Below are 15647 nucleotides of genomic sequence, written 5' to 3'. Positions count from 1 at the left end.
CGTCCTCGCCCGTGCGACGCCCACGGGCGGCCGCAGGAAGGAGCGGGACGATGAGCAGATGGGGTCGGCCGGGGGAGCGGCCGGGTGCGCAGCGGGCGGAGGAGGAGCTGCGCGAGCAGCTCACGGACCACGAGGAGCAGGGCCGACCGGGTCCGGAGGGCCGACGGGGCCGCCGCCCCTCCGCGTCGACCACCGCCCGCGCCGTGCAGTCCTGGGTGGACCAGACCATCGACCAGGCGCAGCGGCAGGGCGCCTTCGACAACCTGCCCGGCGCCGGCAAGCCGCTGCGCGACGTCGACACCCGCGCCGACCCCGACTGGTGGGTCAAGGACCTCATCCGCCGCGAGCAGCTCGACCTCTCCGGGGCCATGCCCGGGGTCATGCAGCTGCGCCGGGAGAAGGCGACCTACCCCGAGGCCCTGTTCGCCCTGCCCGACGAGGCCGCGGTCCGCCTGCGGGTCGAGGACTTCAACGAGCGGGTCCTCGCCGACCGGCGGCGCCCGCACGTCGGCCCCACCTCACCGCCGGTCGTCGGGCGCCTCGACGTCGAGGAGATGGTGCAGGCCTGGCGGGACGCCCGCGCGGGCGAATGACCGTGGACCTGCCGCCGGGGCCAGGATTCGCCGGTCGGCGGGGTGGCCGAGCCCCGAGCTGACTGGGGTTCTGCTGCCGGGGCGTGAGAACCCCGGTCGGCGGGGTGGTCAGGTCGAGAGCAGCACCCGGTCGAGGACCTCCGCGGCGCGGGCGCCGTCGTGGTGGCGCCGTGCCCAGGCGGGACCCCGTGCCGCCAGCTCGGTATGCCGCCCGCGCGCGGCGAGCACCCCGAGGAGGACGTCCTCGAGGGTGTCGGGGTCGGCGTCGAGCACCGGGACGACCCCGTCACCACCCCGCTCCCGGTCGGCCTGCGCCATCCGCTCGCGCACCCCCGGCGAGAGGTGCGCCACCGCCAGCCGCCCCGCGGCGAGGGTCTCGGCCAGCAGGACCCCGGGGTTGCCGAGCACCACCTGGTCCACGACGACGTCCGCGTCCCCCACGAACGACGCCATCCGCGCGTGCGGCACCCCGGTGAGGCGTCGGTACTCCACCAGGCCGGCGGACTGCATACCCTCCAGCACCCGTTCGACCGCCTCGGTGCCCTTGAGCCGCGGGTTGGACGGCGCGTGCAGCACCACCGGGCGCGGGCGCTCCAGCGCCGGCGCCCCGGCCGCCCCCGCGAAACGCTCGACCTCGACCACCAGCGGCAGCCACGTGGCGCCCGGCAGCACGTCGAGCAGGTCCGGGGTCGACACGAGCACCGGCCCTCGGTAGCCCGCGAGCTCACGCTCGTTGCGGTCGACCACGGACTGCAGCGTCCTGAGGTAGTCGTCCCACGGCCCGTGGAACGGGCTGTGCGGGTAGGCCTGCGCATGCGCCCGCAGGTCCCGGATCTCGCTGCCGTGGAAGAGCACCGCGTGCCGGATGCCGGCCGCCTCGAGCGCGGGCACGTCGGCCAGCATCGAGCCGGCGTGCAGGTCGCCGAGCACCGGCCGCCCCGACTCGAAGAGCACGTGCGTGGCCTCCCGCAGCACCCGCGCACCGTGGATCTCCCGGACGTGGCCGCGCTGCGCGAGCGGCGACATCTCGTGGTCGGCGGGGTAGCGGAACGTCCCCGCGGCCGCCGAGCGGTGGGCGTGCAGGTTCTGTGCCGCGACAGCCGGAAGGTGTCGCTCGGCGGCACGGGCCCAGGCATACGCCTGGCCGGCGGTGTTCCACGGCCCGAGGTAGAGCCGGCGGTCGGCCGCCGGCATCGGGGCGAGCGCCCGCAGCTCGGCGTCGGCCCGTCGCCGCACCGGCAGGCTCGCCAGCTCGCGCACCGGTGCGGGCATCGCGGCCAGGCCGCGCCAGGCGAGGCGCCGCAGGCGGTTGACGGGGGAGACCACGCCCGCAGCCTACGATGGGGCGCATGAGGAGGCCGCCCGCGTGATCCGTCTGCTGCGGGCGCTGCGTCGTCTCCTGCCCCTCCTGCCGCCGAGCACCCGGTGGTTCCTCATCGGGTATGCCGCGGCCTCCAGCGTCCTCGCCGTCGTCGACATCCTGGCGCTGTCGCTGCTCGCCTTCACCCTGGCGCCGATGATCCAGGGCGATCCGGTGCAGCTGCCGGTGGTCGGCGCCGTCCCCCCGGACCGCTACGCCTGGCTCCTCGGGGCCATCTGCCTGCTCGTCGTCGTCAAGGGGCTCGCGACGGTGGCCCTGCAGTGGGCGGTGGCGAAGCGGCTCGCGGCCTACGACCTCGTCATCGGCGACCGGCTCTTCGGCGCCTACATCCGCGCGCCGTGGACCGAGCGGCTCAAGCGCAACACCTCCCAGCTGGTCCGCCTGGCCGACGTCGGCATCGCCAACACCACCACCGGGCTGCTGCTGCCGGCCGCGTCTCTGCCGGCCGAGCTCGCGACCTTCGCCGCGGTGCTCGTCGTGCTCCTCGTCGCGCAGCCGGTGACCGCGGTCGTGACCTTCGCCTACCTCGGCGGTCTGGCCGTGCTCATGTATGCCGTCATCTCGCCCCGCGCGGTTGTCGCCGGCCGGGTGGGCCGCGACTACTCCTTCGTCGTGGCCGGGCTGATGACCGAGATGATGGGCGCCCTCAAGGAGGTGACGCTGCGCGGCAAGGCGCAGGAGGTCGCCGACGAGGTGCACGCCAACCGGGTGCACGCGACGCGGGCCCGCTCGCACCTGATGTTCCTCAACACGGTGCCTAAGTTCGTCACCGACACCGGGCTGGTGCTCGGCTTCGCGCTGGTCGGCGGCGTGGCCTACCTGCTCGGCGGCGCGCAGCAGGCCTTCGAGGCGATCGCGCTGTTCGCCGTCGCCGGGATGCGGATGATCCCGAGCGTCAACCGCTTCCAGTCGATCATCACGCAGACCGCCTCGACGCTGCCGCACGCCGAGGCCGTCATCACCGATATCCGGGACGCGCAGGGCTACGTCGACGCCGCCGAGCAGCTGGGCCGGGAGCCGTTGCCGGACGCGCCCCGGCTGCTGTCGCTGCGCGACGTGTCCTTCTCCTACCCCGGGTCGGCCGAGCCGGCGCTGCAGGCCGTCGACCTCGACGTGCCCCTCGGGTCCTCGGTCGCCCTGGTGGGAGCCTCCGGGGCGGGCAAGTCGACGCTGGTCGACGTGCTGCTCGGCCTGCTCACCCCGTCCGAGGGTGAGATCCGCATCGACGGCCGGCCGCTGCCGGAGGTGCTCGGGGCGTGGCGCGCACGGGTGGGCTACGTGCCGCAGGAGGTCAACCTCTTCGACGGCACCATCGCCCAGAACGTCGCGCTGACCTGGGGCGACGACATCGACGAGGCGGCGGTGACGCGCGCGCTGGAGCGGGCCCAGCTCATGGACGTGGTGAACGAGCGGGGCGGGCTCGCCACCCGGGTCGCCGAGCGCGGCCTCGCGCTCTCCGGCGGGCAGCGGCAGCGCCTCGGCATCGCCCGGGCCCTGTATGCCGACCCGCTCGTCCTCGTCCTCGACGAGGCGACCTCGGCGCTGGACACCGCCACCGAGGACGCCGTCGCCCGGGCCATCCGCGACCTGCACGGCCAGGTGACGGTGGTCGCGGTGGCGCACCGGCTCTCCACCGTCCGGCACAGCGACCAGGTCTGCTTCATGAAGGACGGCACCATCGTGGCCCGGGGCAGCTTCGACGAGGTCGTGGCGGCCCATCCGGAGTTCGCCACCCAGGCGCGGCTGTCGGGGCTGGCATGAGCCCGGACCGCGTCGCCACGTCGACCACCTCGTCGAGCCACGACCCGGCGGGCACGTCCGTCTCGGCCTCCCCGGCGGCCCTCCCGGCCGTCGACGTCGACGTGGTGGTGGCGGTGCACGACCTCGCACGGCCTGTGGAGCGCGCCGTCGCGTCAGCCCTGCGAGGCGCGGACCTGACCGGCGTGGTCCCGGGCGGGCACCGGGTGCGGGTGAGCGTCATGTGCCACGAGCTCGAGGCCGACGCGGTGCGCCGCGCCGTCCTCAGCCGCCTCGACGAGGACGTCGCCGACACGGTCGGCGCCCACACCCGGTTCGTCGAGGTCCGGGACGGGATGGGCAGCCCCTCGGGCCCGTTCAACGCGGGGCTCGCCGCCGCCACCGGGCGGTACGTGTGCATCATCGGCAGCGACGACTGGTTCGCCCCCGGAGCGCTCGGCAGCTGGGTGTCCCGCGCCGACCGGCTGGGCTCCGACTGGCTCATGGCCCGGCTGGAGACCCAGGACGGCGAGCACGTCGCGACGCCGCGGGTCCGGCCGGGGCGCACCACCCAGCTCGACTTCGTGCGCGACCGGCTGGCCTACCGCACGGCGCCGCTCGGGCTCCTGCGACGGGAGGCGCTCGAGGGTCTGGGGCTGCTCCCCGGTGACGGGACCGGTCCGCTGACCCCGGGCATGCGCACCGGTGGCGACGTCCTGCTCTCGCTGCGGCTGAGCACCTCGGGGCTGCGGGTCGACTACGGGCTGGACCTGCCTGCGTACGTCATCGGCACCGACGGGGCCGACCGGATCACCGAGGCGGTCCGGCCGGTCGCCGTGGAGCTCACCGCGCTGGCCCACCTGCTCGACGAGCCCTGGGTGGTCGCGCTCCCCGCGGACGTCCGCCGGTCACTGGCGGTCAAGGTCCTGCGGATCCACGTGCTGGGAGCGGTCCGCCGCCGCACCTCGCCGGTGCTGTGGGAGCCGGGCGAGGCGAGCACCGTCCAGGGCCTGGTCCGCCGCTGTCTCGACCTGGCGCCCGACGTGGGGCGGGCCCTGCACCGGGCCGACGAGGCGCTGGTGCGCGACGTCGCGGCGGCCCGTGACGTCGACGACCTGGCGGCGGCCGCCGCGCGCCGCGGCGGGGCCGGCCGCCTCGACATCCTCCTGACCTCCGATCCGCTCGCCAACCTCGACCGGGAGTCCACCGTCCGGGCGCACGCCGCGGCGGCGCTGTCCCGGGCGGTCCCGGCCCTCCGTCGTGCCGTCCGGGCCGCGGCGCCCGACCCCCGGCCGCACGCCGGTGACGCCACCGGCGGACGACCGCTCGAGGGCCTCCGGGTGCTGGTGCTGGCCTTCAGCCCGCTCACCGGCGACGCGCGGGTGCTCAAGCAGGTCCGGCACCTCGTCGCGGCCGGGGCCGAGGTCGTGACGTGCGGCTACGGGCCGGCGCCGGACGGGGTCAGGGCGCACGTCGAGGTGCCTCCCGGGACGACGAACGCGCTGGACGGGCGGCTCATCACCGCCCGCGCCTACCGCGCCGCATACTGGGCGCAGTCGGCGACGCGCTGGGTGCGTCGGCGTATCGAGCCGGGGTCGGCCGACGTCGTCGTGGCCAACGACACCGACACCCTGCCGCTGGCGCACGCGCTGCGACCGCGGCTCGGCGTGCACGCCGACCTCCACGAGTTCTGGCCGCTGTGGCGCGAGGAGTACCCGGGCTGGAAGGCGCGCATCGGCCCCTACCAGGAGTGGATCTGCCGCACCCAGCTGCCGAGGGCGCGCTCGGTGACGACGGTCAGCGACCGCATCGCGCAGGAGTACGCCCGCCGCTTCGGCGTCCGGGTCGAGGTGGTCACCAACGCCACCCCGTACGCCGTGCTCGCCCCCGGCCCGGTCGGCGCGCCGCTGCGGCTGGTGCACACCGGTGCCGGGCTGCGCAGCCGGGCGATCCACGTCATGGTGGAGGGGGTCCTGGCCGCCGCCCGGTCCGGCGCGGACGTGACCCTCGACCTCTACCTCACGTCGAACGACCCTCCCTACCTGGCCGAGCTCCGGGCCTCGGCCCAGGAGTCCGGCGGCGTGGTCCGGGTGCACGACCCGGTGCCCTACGCCGAGCTCATGCCGACGCTCAACGGCTACGACATCGGGATCTTCGTCCTGCCGCCGGTCAACTTCAACTACGCCAACGCCCTGCCCAACAAGATCTTCGACTTCGTCCAGGCCCGGCTCGGCGTCGTCGTCGGCCCCACCCCCGACATGGCCGACCTGGTGCGCGAGCACCGTCTGGGCCTCGTGACCGAGGGGTTCGACGCGGCCGCCGTGCGCGCCGCGGTGCTGGCCGCGGTCGGCTCCGACGTGGCGGCCTGGAAACGGGCCTCGCACGCCGCCGCCGCGGAGCTGTCGGACGCCCGTCAGTCCCGGCGGTGGGTGGACGCCATCGGCGCCTGGGTCGCGGACCGTGGCTGACGTGCGCGACCCCCGGCCCCGGCTGCTCGTCATGGCGTGGAGCACGCTGCGCTCCGACGCCCGCGTGCTGCGGCAGATCTCGCTGTTCTCCCAGCGCTATGCGGTCACCACCCTCGGATACGGCGAGGCCCCGGAGGGTGTCGTCGAGCACCTGCGCCTGCCCGACGACGTCGTGCACTGGCACAAGGACCGCCGGCTGCTCGTCCAGCGGCGGTTCGAGACGGCATACCGCCAGGCGCCGGTCACCCTCGCCGCGGCCGAGCTGCTGGCCGGGCAGCCGCGCTTCACCGTCGTCCTCGCCGACGACATCGACACCCTGCCGCTCGCGCTCGACCTGGCGCCGACGGGTGGCGTGCACGCCGACCTGCACGAGTACCACCCGCGCCAGAACGAGGAGTCGTGGCGGTGGCGGGCCTTCGTCGCGCCCTACTACCGCTACCTCGTGCGCCGCTACGGCCCGCTGGCCGACTCGGTGACCACCGTCGGCGACGGCATCGCGCGGGAGTACCGCCTGCGCTTCGGGCTGCGCGCCGGCGTCGTCGTCAACGCCCCGCAGCACGTCGACCTGGCGCCCGGGCCGGTCGGCGACCCGCTGCGGCTGGTGCACTCCGGCAACGCGCAGCGGCACCGGCTCGACGTCATCCTCGAGGCGATGGACCTCGTGCGCCCCCCGCTGACCCTCGACCTCTACCTCATGCCCAACGACGAGGCCTACCTCGCGCAGCTGCGGGAGCGGTATGCCGCCTCGGACCGGGTGCGCATCAACCCGCCGGTCGCGCCGCACGAGCTGCCCGCGACGCTCAACGCCTACGACGTGGGGGTCTACGTACTGCCGCCGGTGTCGTTCAACCACCTGTGGGCGCTGCCCAACAAGGTCTTCGACTTCGTGCAGGGGCGGCTCGCGCTCGTCGTCGGCCCGAGCCCGGAGATGGCCGCGCTCGTGCGGCGGCACCGGCTGGGGGTGGTGAGCGCGGACTTCACCGCGCAGGCGCTGGCCGACACCCTCGACGGGCTGACCCCCGAGCAGGTGGCGGGCTTCAAGGCGGCGTCCCACGCGGCCGCCGGCGAGCTGTCCGCCGAGCAGCAGGTGCGCGGCTGGGAGCGTGCCGTCGACACCCTCGCGGCCCGGGTGGGCGGCTGAGGCGCACCCCGTCCGACCGGGCGCGCGGCGTCGTCGCCGGTGCCGAACATGTCCGTCGTGGAGACCGCCAGCAGCAGCCCACGGCGCGCCGCCCGCTCCCGCGCCGCGGCCGTGGAGCCGGGGGTCACGAACCGGGTCGGGGGGCGAGCAGGGCGTCCAGCACCGCGGCCGCGGCGTGGCCGTCGCCGTAGGGCGCCGCGTCGGTCGGCTCGGGCGCCGGCCGGGAGGCGGCCTGCGCCAGGGCGGGGCCGGGCTCGACGAGGACGTTCCAGCCCAGCTCCACGGTCTCGACCCACTCGGTCTCGGTACGCACCGTGGTGCAGGGCGTCCGCAGGGCGAAGGCCTCCTTCTGCAGGCCGCCGGAGTCGGTGATGACGCCGCGCGCTCGGCTCACCGCGCCCACCAGCCGGGGGTAGGCCAGGGGCTCGCGGGTGGTGAGCGACCCGCCGTCCAGGTCCAGGCCGTGCTCGGCCGCCCGGGCCCGCAGCCGCGGGTGAGCGAGCAGCACGACCGGGTGGTCCACCTCCTGCAGGGCGGTGACCACCGCGCCGAGCCGCGCCGGGTCGTCGGTGTTCTCCGCCCGGTGGATCGTGGCGAGGGAGAAGCCCGCGGACGGCATACCGAGCTCGTCCACCACCGCGTCCGCGTCCACCAGCTCGTCGCGCACGCGGTGCAGGACGTCGATCATGACGTCCCCGACGACGACGGTGCGCTCGCCGAGGCCCTCGGCGGCCAGGTGCTCCCGGGCGACCTGGGTCGGGGCGAGCAGCAGGTCGGCGGCGTGGTCGGTGAGGACCCGGTTGTGCTCCTCGGGCATGCGCCGGTTGAAGGACCGCAGCCCGGCCTCGAGGTGGGCGACGGGCACGTGCAGCTTCACCGCCGACAGCGCCCCGGCCAGGGTGGAGTTGGTGTCGCCGTAGACGAGCACCCAGTCCGGGTGGTGCTCCTCCAGCACCGCGTCCATCGCGCCGAGGATCGACCCGGTCTGCACGCCGTGGCTGCCGGAGCCCACACCCAGGTGGACGTCCGGGTCGGGGATGCCGAGGTCGGTGAAGAAGACGTCGGAGAGCATCGGGTCGTAGTGCTGCCCGGTGTGCACGATGACGTGCTCGACCCCGCGGGCGGCACACTCCTGCGCGATCGGCGCGAGCTTGACGAACTGCGGGCGGGCCCCGACGACGGAGAGGATCTTCACCCCGTCGACTCTAGCCAGCGCCCGGCCCGGGTCCCGTGACCGCCGGTCGGGATAGCGTGCAGGTATGCGCGTCCTGGTCGTGACCACGTGGTTCCCGACCGCGGCGTCCCCCTCGACCGGGGTCTTCGTCGCCCGTGACGTCGCGGCAATCGCCGAGCGCCACGAGGTCCGGGTGCTCCACCTCGTGGCGCCGCACCTCGCGGGCGCGAGCGCACCGGGGCTGCCGGACGGCATACCCGTCGAGCAGCTGGTGATGGACCCGCGCCGGCCCGACCACGTCGCCCGGGCCGCACGACGCATCGCCAGGCTGGACCTCGGCGCCGACCTCGTCCACACCATGGCCGTCTCGTCGCTGCTGCCGTTGGCCGCCCGTCGACCGGCGCGACCGTGGGTGCACACCGAGCACTGGTCAGGGCTGGGGGCACCGGAGACCCTGTCCGTTCCGCTGCGGCTGGCCCGGCACGCGGTGCGCCCGTCGCTCGCCCGACCGGACGTCGTCGCGGTCGTCGGGCCCGACCTGGCCCGGGAGGTGCGCCGGCTGCGACGCGGCCCGGTGCGCGTCGTCCCCAACATCGTCACGTCGCCGGGCGCCGTCCTGGCGCCCCGTCGCGACCCGGCGGCCGACCTGCGCGACCGCGGTCCGCTGCGGCTCGTGGGCGTGGGCGGGCTCATCCCGCGCAAGGACCCGGTGACTGCGGTGCGGGCGGCCGCCGAGCTGCGGGCACGGGGCGTCGACGCCCGGCTCACCTGGGTGGGGTCGGGGGTGCTGCGGGACGAGGTCGAGCGTGAGGCGCGGGCGCACGGCGTACCGCTGGAGCTGCCCGGGGCGTTGGCACCCGAGCGGGTGCAGCAGGTCGTGGGGGAGGCGGACGTCTTCCTGCTGCCGACCCATGCGGAGACGTTCTGCCTGGCGGCGGCCGAGGCGCTGGCGGCCGGGCGGCCGGTGGTCGTGGGTGACGTGAGCGGGCCGCGGGAGTTCGTCCGGCCGCCCAGCGGGCAGCTCGTGCCTCCGGGCGCAGCCCCGTCGACCTGGGCCGACGCGGTCGAGAGGGTCTGGGCGGAGAGCGCCGGGCTCACGGCGGAGCAGGTCGCCGGACCGGTGGTGCAGCGGTTCGGAAAGCAGGCGTATGCCGAGGGAGTCGGGAAGGTCTACGCCGAGGCGCTCGGTGCCAGGTCGGGTGGGCAGAGCGACCAGGTCGTCGGCGCTCGCACCCCCGGGGTTGGTGGGCGCCAGCCCGGACTCGACGGGCCTGTCTCCCTGGCCACCCCCGTCGTCGACGTGGTGGTCGCCGTGCATTCGACGCGTCGTCAGGTCTCCCGCGCGGTGCGCTCTGTCCTCGACGGCTTGGGCGACCTGCCGGTGCGGGTCAGCGTCGTCGCGCACAACCTGACCGCCGACGAGACCGCCGACCTGCTGCCCGCCGACCTCCGTGACGACCCGCGGGTACGGGTCATGGAGGTGAGTGACGGCATACCGAGCCCGAGCGGGCCGTTCAACGCCGGTATCGAGGCGGCCAGCGCGCCGTGGGTGTCGATCATGGGCTCGGACGACGCGCTCGCGCCGGGGGCGCTGGCCGGCTGGCTGCGGGCGGCCGAGGGCCGGGACCCGGACGAGCCGGTCGTCGTGCTGCCGCCGGTGCGGCTGGCCGGCAGACCCCTGCCGACCCCGCCGGCTCGGCCGGTCCGCGGGCGCGGCCGCGTCGACCTCGTGCGCGACCGGCTGAGCTACCGCTCGGCACCCCTCGGCCTCATCTCGCGCGGCGCGCTGCGTCTGCCCGGGGCGCGGCTGCACCCGGGTGCCCAGGTGGGGGAGGACCTGCCGATGATGACCGCGCTGTATGCCGGGGCCGAGGTCGTGCTCGCGGCGCGGGCACCGGCATACCTCGTGCACGACGACGCCCCCGACCGGATCACCGCCGACCCCCGGCCACTGCGCGAGCAGCTGCTCACCGCGGACGCCCTGTGGGACCTGCCGTGGACGCCCCGGCTGACGGCGGCGCAGCGGCGGGCCGTCGGCACCAAGGTGCTGCGCATCCAGGTGTTCGGCGCCGTGCTCACCCGCCCCGACCCGGACTGGTGGACCGAGGCGGAGCGCGCGGAGCTGGCCCGGATGACGCGGCGGGTGCTCGATGCCGCCCCGGGGTGCACCGACCCGCTCAGCCGCGCCGACCACGACCTGATCGCGGCCGCGCTCGACCCGCGGGTGCCGACGCCCCGCCTCCTCGCCCTGGCGCGCGCCCGCCGACGTCACGGCACCCCGCGCACGCTGCTCCCCGGCTCCTGGCGGCACGCGCTGGACCCAGAGGCGCCGCTGCGGCTGATGTCCGCCTCGCTCTGGGCCTCCCGGCCGACGCGCCACGGCTGATCTCCTGCGCGGCTGGTGGGGGGATGGCTGTGTGCGGCGGTGGCCCTCTGGGGGCCATGAGTGCGCACTGCACGCCTCGGAGGGGCGGCCTAACGGGAGGTGGGGCTGGCTGGGGGGATGGCTGTGGGCGGTGGTGGCCCTTTCGGGACCAAAAGCGCGCATAGTGGGCCTGCGGAAGGGTGCCGCCGTCAGCGGCGGGTCCTACCGCGCGTCCGGTGTCGTCGGACGGCGCGTCCGGTGTCGTCGGACGGCGAGTCCGGTGTGGTCGGACGGCGCGTCCGGTGTGGTCGGACGGCGCGTCCGGTGTGGTCCTACCTCGCGTCGGGCGCGGGGAAGCGCTCGTCGAGCCAGGAGACGAGGTCGGCCTCCACCTCGTCGCGGTTGGTCTCGTTGAAGACCTCGTGGCGGGCGCCGGGCCAGATCCGCACGGTGACGTCCTGCATGCCGACGTTGCGGAACATCGCGGCGACCTCCTCGGTCCCGACGGCACCCCCGACCGGGTCCACCTCGCCCGCGACGAGGTGCACCGGCAGGTCCTTCGGCATCCGCGCAGCCACCGACGGCTCGCTCACCCACCGCAGCCCGGTGAGCAGGTCGCGGTAGAAGCCGGCCGTGGCGACCGACCCCGACAGCTCGTCGGCCTCGTAGGCGTCGACCTGCGCGGGGTCGCGCGTGAGCCAGTCCGAGCGGGTCCGGGTCGGGCGGAAGCGCGCGTTGTAGGGCCCCATCGTCAACGCCGTCATGAGGTGGCTCGGTGCCCGGGGGCCGCGCAGCCGGGCCTCCAGCGACGCCACCTGCAGGCCGACCCAGGCCGTCACCCCGGGCGGGCCGGCGGTGCCGGAGAGCACGAGGGCGGCCAGGCGGTCGCCGTAGCGCGCGGCGAAGGCGCGGGCCAGGAACGAGCCCATGCTGTGGCCCAGCAGCACCACCGGCACGCCCGGCAGGTCCTGCTCGATCCGCGCGGTCAGGGCCAGCAGGTCGTCGACGACGGTCGCGAAGCCGTGCTCGTCGCCCAGGTGTCCGAGCAGGCCGTCCGTGTCGGTGACGGTATGCCCGTGCCCCCGGTGGTCGGGCGCGTGCACGGCATACCCGTGGTCGACGAGTCGTCGCGCGAGGTGGTCGTAGCGCTCGGCGTGCTCGACCATGCCGTGGGCGACGAGGACGGCGGCGCGGGGCCGGCCCTGCGGCAGCCAGCGGTGGACGTGCACCGCCGTGCCGTCCGGGGTGCTGAGGGTGAAGGTGGAGTCGGGCATGGACCGATGATCGCCCACCACCCCGGCGGCCCGCACGAGGAGCCGCTCGCCGTCGACGGCCCCGACCGGCCCCCACGTATCCTGATCCGGCACGTCCCCACCCCGACGGAAGAGGCACGGATGAGGATCGCGGTCGTCGCGATGGGCAAGATCGGGCTGCCGCTGGCGGTGCAGTTCGCGGACGCCGACCCCGCGCACGAGGTGGTGGGGGTCGACGTGGACGCGGGCACCGTCGAGGCGGTCAACGCCGCGCGTGAGCCGTTCCCGGGGGAGGCGCACCTGGTGGACAAGCTCGCCGAGCTCGTCCCCGCCGGCCGGCTGCGGGCGACCACGGACTACGCGGACGCCATACCGGGCGCCGACGCGGTCGTCGTGGTCGTCCCGCTCTTCGTGGACGAGGCGACCGGCGCCCCGGACTTCGCCTGGATGGACGCCGCGACGACCAGCCTCGCCCAGCACCTGACCCCGGGCACCCTGGTCGCCTACGAGACCACGTTGCCGGTCGGGACCACCCGGGGCCGGTGGAAGCCGATGATCGAGGAGCTGTCCGGGCTGCGCGAGGGCACCGACGAGGGTTTCCACCTCGTGTTCTCCCCCGAGCGGGTGCTCACCGGCCGGGTCTTCGCCGACCTGCGCCGCTACCCCAAGCTCGTCGGTGGCCTCACCGAGGCCGGTGCCGCCCGCGGCACCGCCTTCTACGAGTCCGTGCTGACCTTCGACGACCGTCCCGACCTGGACCGGCCCAACGGGGTGTGGGACCTGGGCAGCGCGGAGGCGGCGGAGATGGCCAAGCTCGCCGAGACCACCTACCGGGACGTCAACATCGGCCTGGCCAACCAGTTCGCCCGGTTCGCCGACACCGTGGGCCTGGACGTGCACCAGGTCATCGAGGCCTGCAACTCCCAGCCCTACAGCCACCTGCACCGGCCCGGCATCGCCGTCGGCGGGCACTGCATCCCCGTCTACCCCCGCCTCTACCTGTCGACCGACCCCGACGCGACGGTCGTGCGCGCCGCCCGCGAGGCCAACGCCGCGATGCCGGACTACGCCGTCTCCCGGGCCGAGGCGCTGCTGGGCTCGCTGGACGGCCTTCGCGTGCTCGTGCTGGGCGCGGCCTACCGCGGCAAGGTCAAGGAGACCGCGTTCTCCGGGGTCTTCGCGACCGTCGAGGCGCTGCGCGCCCGCGGCGCCGAGGTCCTCGTGCACGACCCGATGTACACCGACGACGAGCTCGCCGCGTTCGGCTGGCAGCCCTACGCCTGGACCCCGGGCCGGGCCGGCGACCCGGTCGACGTCGCCATCGTCCAGGCCGACCACCCGGAGTACGCCGAGCTCGGCGCCACCGACCTGCCCGGCCTGCGGCTGCTGCTCGACGGGCGCCGGGTCACCGACCCGGCCCGCTTCACAGGGGTGCCCCGCCTCACCATCGGCGGGGGCGAGCAGCCCGCCCCATGACCGACGGCGTGGGCTGGGGGGAGGTCGTCCCGGGGATCGTCCTCATGGTGGCCCTCTGGGTGCTGCCCGGGTATGCCGTGCTCCGCGGGCTCGGCGTGCGCGGTCTCCTCGCGCTGGGCGCGGGTCCGGCGGTGACCACGGGGCTGGCCGGGGTGCTGGCCATCGGCTACGCGCTGGTCGGCGTGCCGTGGAGCCTGCTGACCTTCGCCCTCGGCGCGCTGCTCGCGGTCGTGGCCGCCGTGCTCATCGGGATGCTCCTGGGCACCATCCGGCACCCCGCCGGGGTGACGGTGGCGGGGGAGCGGGCGCTGCGGCATACCGAACGGGGGTGGTTGGCGCTCACCTGGGCCCTGGGCGGCGGTGTCCTCGCGGCCGCGATGATGACCGGGATGGGCCGCGCGGACCAGCCGCCCCAGGCGTGGGACGCGGTCTTCCACCTCAACGCGCTGTGGTTCGTGCGGGAGACCGGCGACGCGAGCTCCCTGGGCGGGCTGGCCCCGATGTACGCCGACAACGCGGCGCCGTTCTACCCCGCCGTCTGGCACTCGCTGGTGGCGGTCGCGCCCGGTTTCGAGGGCGTCACCGAGGCGGCCAACGCCTCCTCGATCGTGCTCGGGTCGGTGGTCTGGGTCGCCGGGCTCGTCGCGCTGGCCCGGGTCGTGTGGCCCGCGCGGGCGCTGCCGACCGTCCTCGTGCCCGTCCTCGCGGCGACCTACGTGGCCTTCCCGGCGATCGCCGTGTCGATGCTGGCGGTCTGGCCGTACGCCCTGTCGACGGCCTGCCTGCCCGGCACGATCGCCCTGCTCGTCGCGACCTTCCGCGGGGTGCTGTCCTGGCGGATGCACCTGGCGCTCGGCATCGGCCTTGCCTGGGCCGTCGTCGGCGTCGTCCTCGCGCACCCGTCCGGGCTGTTCAGCCTGGCGCTGCTCGCGCTGCCGCTGCTCACCGTGCTCCTGGCCCGGCAGCTGCGTCGTCAGTTCCGGCTGGGCCACCGGGTCGGTGCGGTGACGGCCGGCGTGGCCTGGGTGGCGCTGGTGGGTGGCGCGGCCCTCTTCCTGCTGACCTTCCCGCCGGTGCTGGCGATCATGGACTACCGCCGCGGCGGGCAGGAGTCCTACCTGCCGGGCCTGGGGTCGCTGGCCATCGACCACCCGCTCATCTACGTCTACAAGATCACCTCGGTCAACCTCGTGACCACGCTGCTCGTGTGGCTGGGGATCGCCCTGGCGCTGCGGTGGCGGCACGCCCGGTGGCTCGTGGTGTCGCTCGTGGCCGCCGTCGTGCTGACCCTGCTCGCGGCCGGCCCGCCGGAGCAGCCGCTGCGGGTGCTGTCCGGCTTCTGGTACACCCAGGCCTCGCGCATCAACCAGCTCGTCCTCGTCCCGGCCATCCTGCTCGCGGCGGGGGCCGGGGGCTGGCTGGCCGGCCGGCTCTCCCGGGTGCTCCGGGTGCGGGTCGAGTGGGTCGCGGCCGGGCTCGTCGTCGCGCTCGTCGTGCTGACGTCGGGGCTGCGCTGGACCAGCCAGGTGCAGGTCATGGCCTCGACCTACACGACCACGCCGATCGCCTGGGGCACGATCCTGGAGCCGGAGGAGGTCGCCATGGTCGACCGGGCCGCGCAGACGCTGCCGGAGGACGCCGTGGTGCTCGGTGAGCCCGTGGCCGGCTCGCCCTACCTCCTGCACCGGGCCGGGGTCGACGTCGTCTTCCCCCAGCTGAGCCCGATCCCGGACAGCCCCGAGCGCGACATCCTCCTCGACCGCTTCGACCAGTGGGCCGTCGACCCCGAGGTCTGCGAGGCGGTGCGCGCCCTCGGGGTCACCCACGTGTATGCCGACTCCCTCACCTTCGAGGACCCCGCCAACGCCAAGTGGGAGGAGACGTCGCCGGGGCTGCGCAACCTCGACCCGGACGGCGGGTACGGCAGCGGCGCCGACCCGCTCGGCCGGGTCGACACGCCGGCGGTCGAGCGGGCCGAGGAGGCGTGGACCCTCGTCGACGAGGGCGGCCACGCCTCCCTGTGGGAGTTCACCGGCTGCTCCTGACGGCCCGGGTGCGT

10 protein-coding genes are annotated in these 15647 nt (G+C 75.4%); 7 read left to right on the top strand and 3 right to left on the bottom strand.

The genetic code is table 11. From position 1 onward, the window contains the following. Positions 1-50: 50 nt before the first annotated feature. Entirely contained in the window at positions 51-593 is a 543-nt protein-coding gene (locus EUS26_RS11370; RefSeq protein WP_130013958.1) for a DnaJ family domain-containing protein, read from the top strand. Between the two features lie 108 nt (positions 594-701). On the opposite strand, the gene EUS26_RS11365 is transcribed toward EUS26_RS11370, so the two are convergent. Then, a complete protein-coding gene (locus EUS26_RS11365; RefSeq protein ID WP_130013957.1) occupies positions 702-1919 on the bottom strand; it encodes a hypothetical protein in 1218 nt (405 codons plus the stop codon). 40 nt (positions 1920-1959) lie between these two features. Here EUS26_RS11365 and EUS26_RS11360 point away from each other — a divergent pair, with 40 nt between their 5' ends. From EUS26_RS11360 to EUS26_RS11350, 3 genes are read left to right on the top strand one after another with little or no spacing between them, the layout of a single operon-like run. Next, positions 1960-3735 carry an ABC transporter ATP-binding protein gene (locus EUS26_RS11360; protein WP_130013956.1) on the top strand — a complete coding sequence of 592 codons (1776 nt, stop codon included), beginning with the start codon at positions 1960-1962 and terminating at the stop codon, positions 3733-3735. After that, positions 3732-6179: a glycosyltransferase gene (locus EUS26_RS11355; RefSeq protein WP_130013955.1), complete on the top strand. Its 2448-nt coding sequence runs from the start codon at positions 3732-3734 to the stop codon at positions 6177-6179. Before EUS26_RS11360 ends, EUS26_RS11355 begins: the two co-directional genes overlap by 4 nt. Continuing rightward, positions 6172-7320, top strand: a complete 1149-nt coding sequence (locus EUS26_RS11350) for a glycosyltransferase family protein (protein WP_238148948.1) — start codon at positions 6172-6174, stop codon at positions 7318-7320. Before EUS26_RS11355 ends, EUS26_RS11350 begins: the two co-directional genes overlap by 8 nt. A 124-nt stretch (positions 7321-7444) precedes the next feature. Here the strand turns inward: EUS26_RS11350 and wecB are convergent, their stop codons facing one another. Next, complete coding sequence (wecB, locus tag EUS26_RS11345; protein WP_130013954.1) at positions 7445-8515, bottom strand: non-hydrolyzing UDP-N-acetylglucosamine 2-epimerase; 1071 nt, start codon at positions 8513-8515, stop codon at positions 7445-7447. 64 nt (positions 8516-8579) lie between these two features. On the opposite strand from wecB, the gene EUS26_RS11340 reads away from it, so the two are divergent. After that, a complete protein-coding gene (locus EUS26_RS11340) occupies positions 8580-10880 on the top strand; it encodes a glycosyltransferase (protein WP_130013953.1) in 2301 nt (766 codons plus the stop codon). A gap of 311 nt (positions 10881-11191) precedes the next feature. On the opposite strand, the gene EUS26_RS11335 is transcribed toward EUS26_RS11340, so the two are convergent. Further along, positions 11192-12133, bottom strand: a complete 942-nt coding sequence (locus EUS26_RS11335; protein WP_130013952.1) for an alpha/beta hydrolase — start codon at positions 12131-12133, stop codon at positions 11192-11194. Between the two features lie 120 nt (positions 12134-12253). On the opposite strand from EUS26_RS11335, the gene EUS26_RS11330 reads away from it, so the two are divergent. Then, positions 12254-13588, top strand: a complete 1335-nt coding sequence (locus EUS26_RS11330; protein WP_130014011.1) for a nucleotide sugar dehydrogenase — start codon at positions 12254-12256, stop codon at positions 13586-13588. After that, positions 13585-15633: a DUF6541 family protein gene (locus tag EUS26_RS11325; protein ID WP_130013951.1), complete on the top strand. Its 2049-nt coding sequence runs from the start codon at positions 13585-13587 to the stop codon at positions 15631-15633. Before EUS26_RS11330 ends, EUS26_RS11325 begins: the two co-directional genes overlap by 4 nt. Positions 15634-15647 lie beyond the last annotated feature (14 nt).

Origin of the sequence: Serinicoccus sediminis (assembly GCF_004153545.1) — a bacterium.
GTDB classification, from domain to species: domain Bacteria; phylum Actinomycetota; class Actinomycetes; order Actinomycetales; family Dermatophilaceae; genus Ornithinicoccus; species Ornithinicoccus sediminis_A.
The sequence above is the reverse complement of the archived record's forward strand: the minus strand, read 5'-3'. Positions and strand labels throughout refer to the sequence as shown.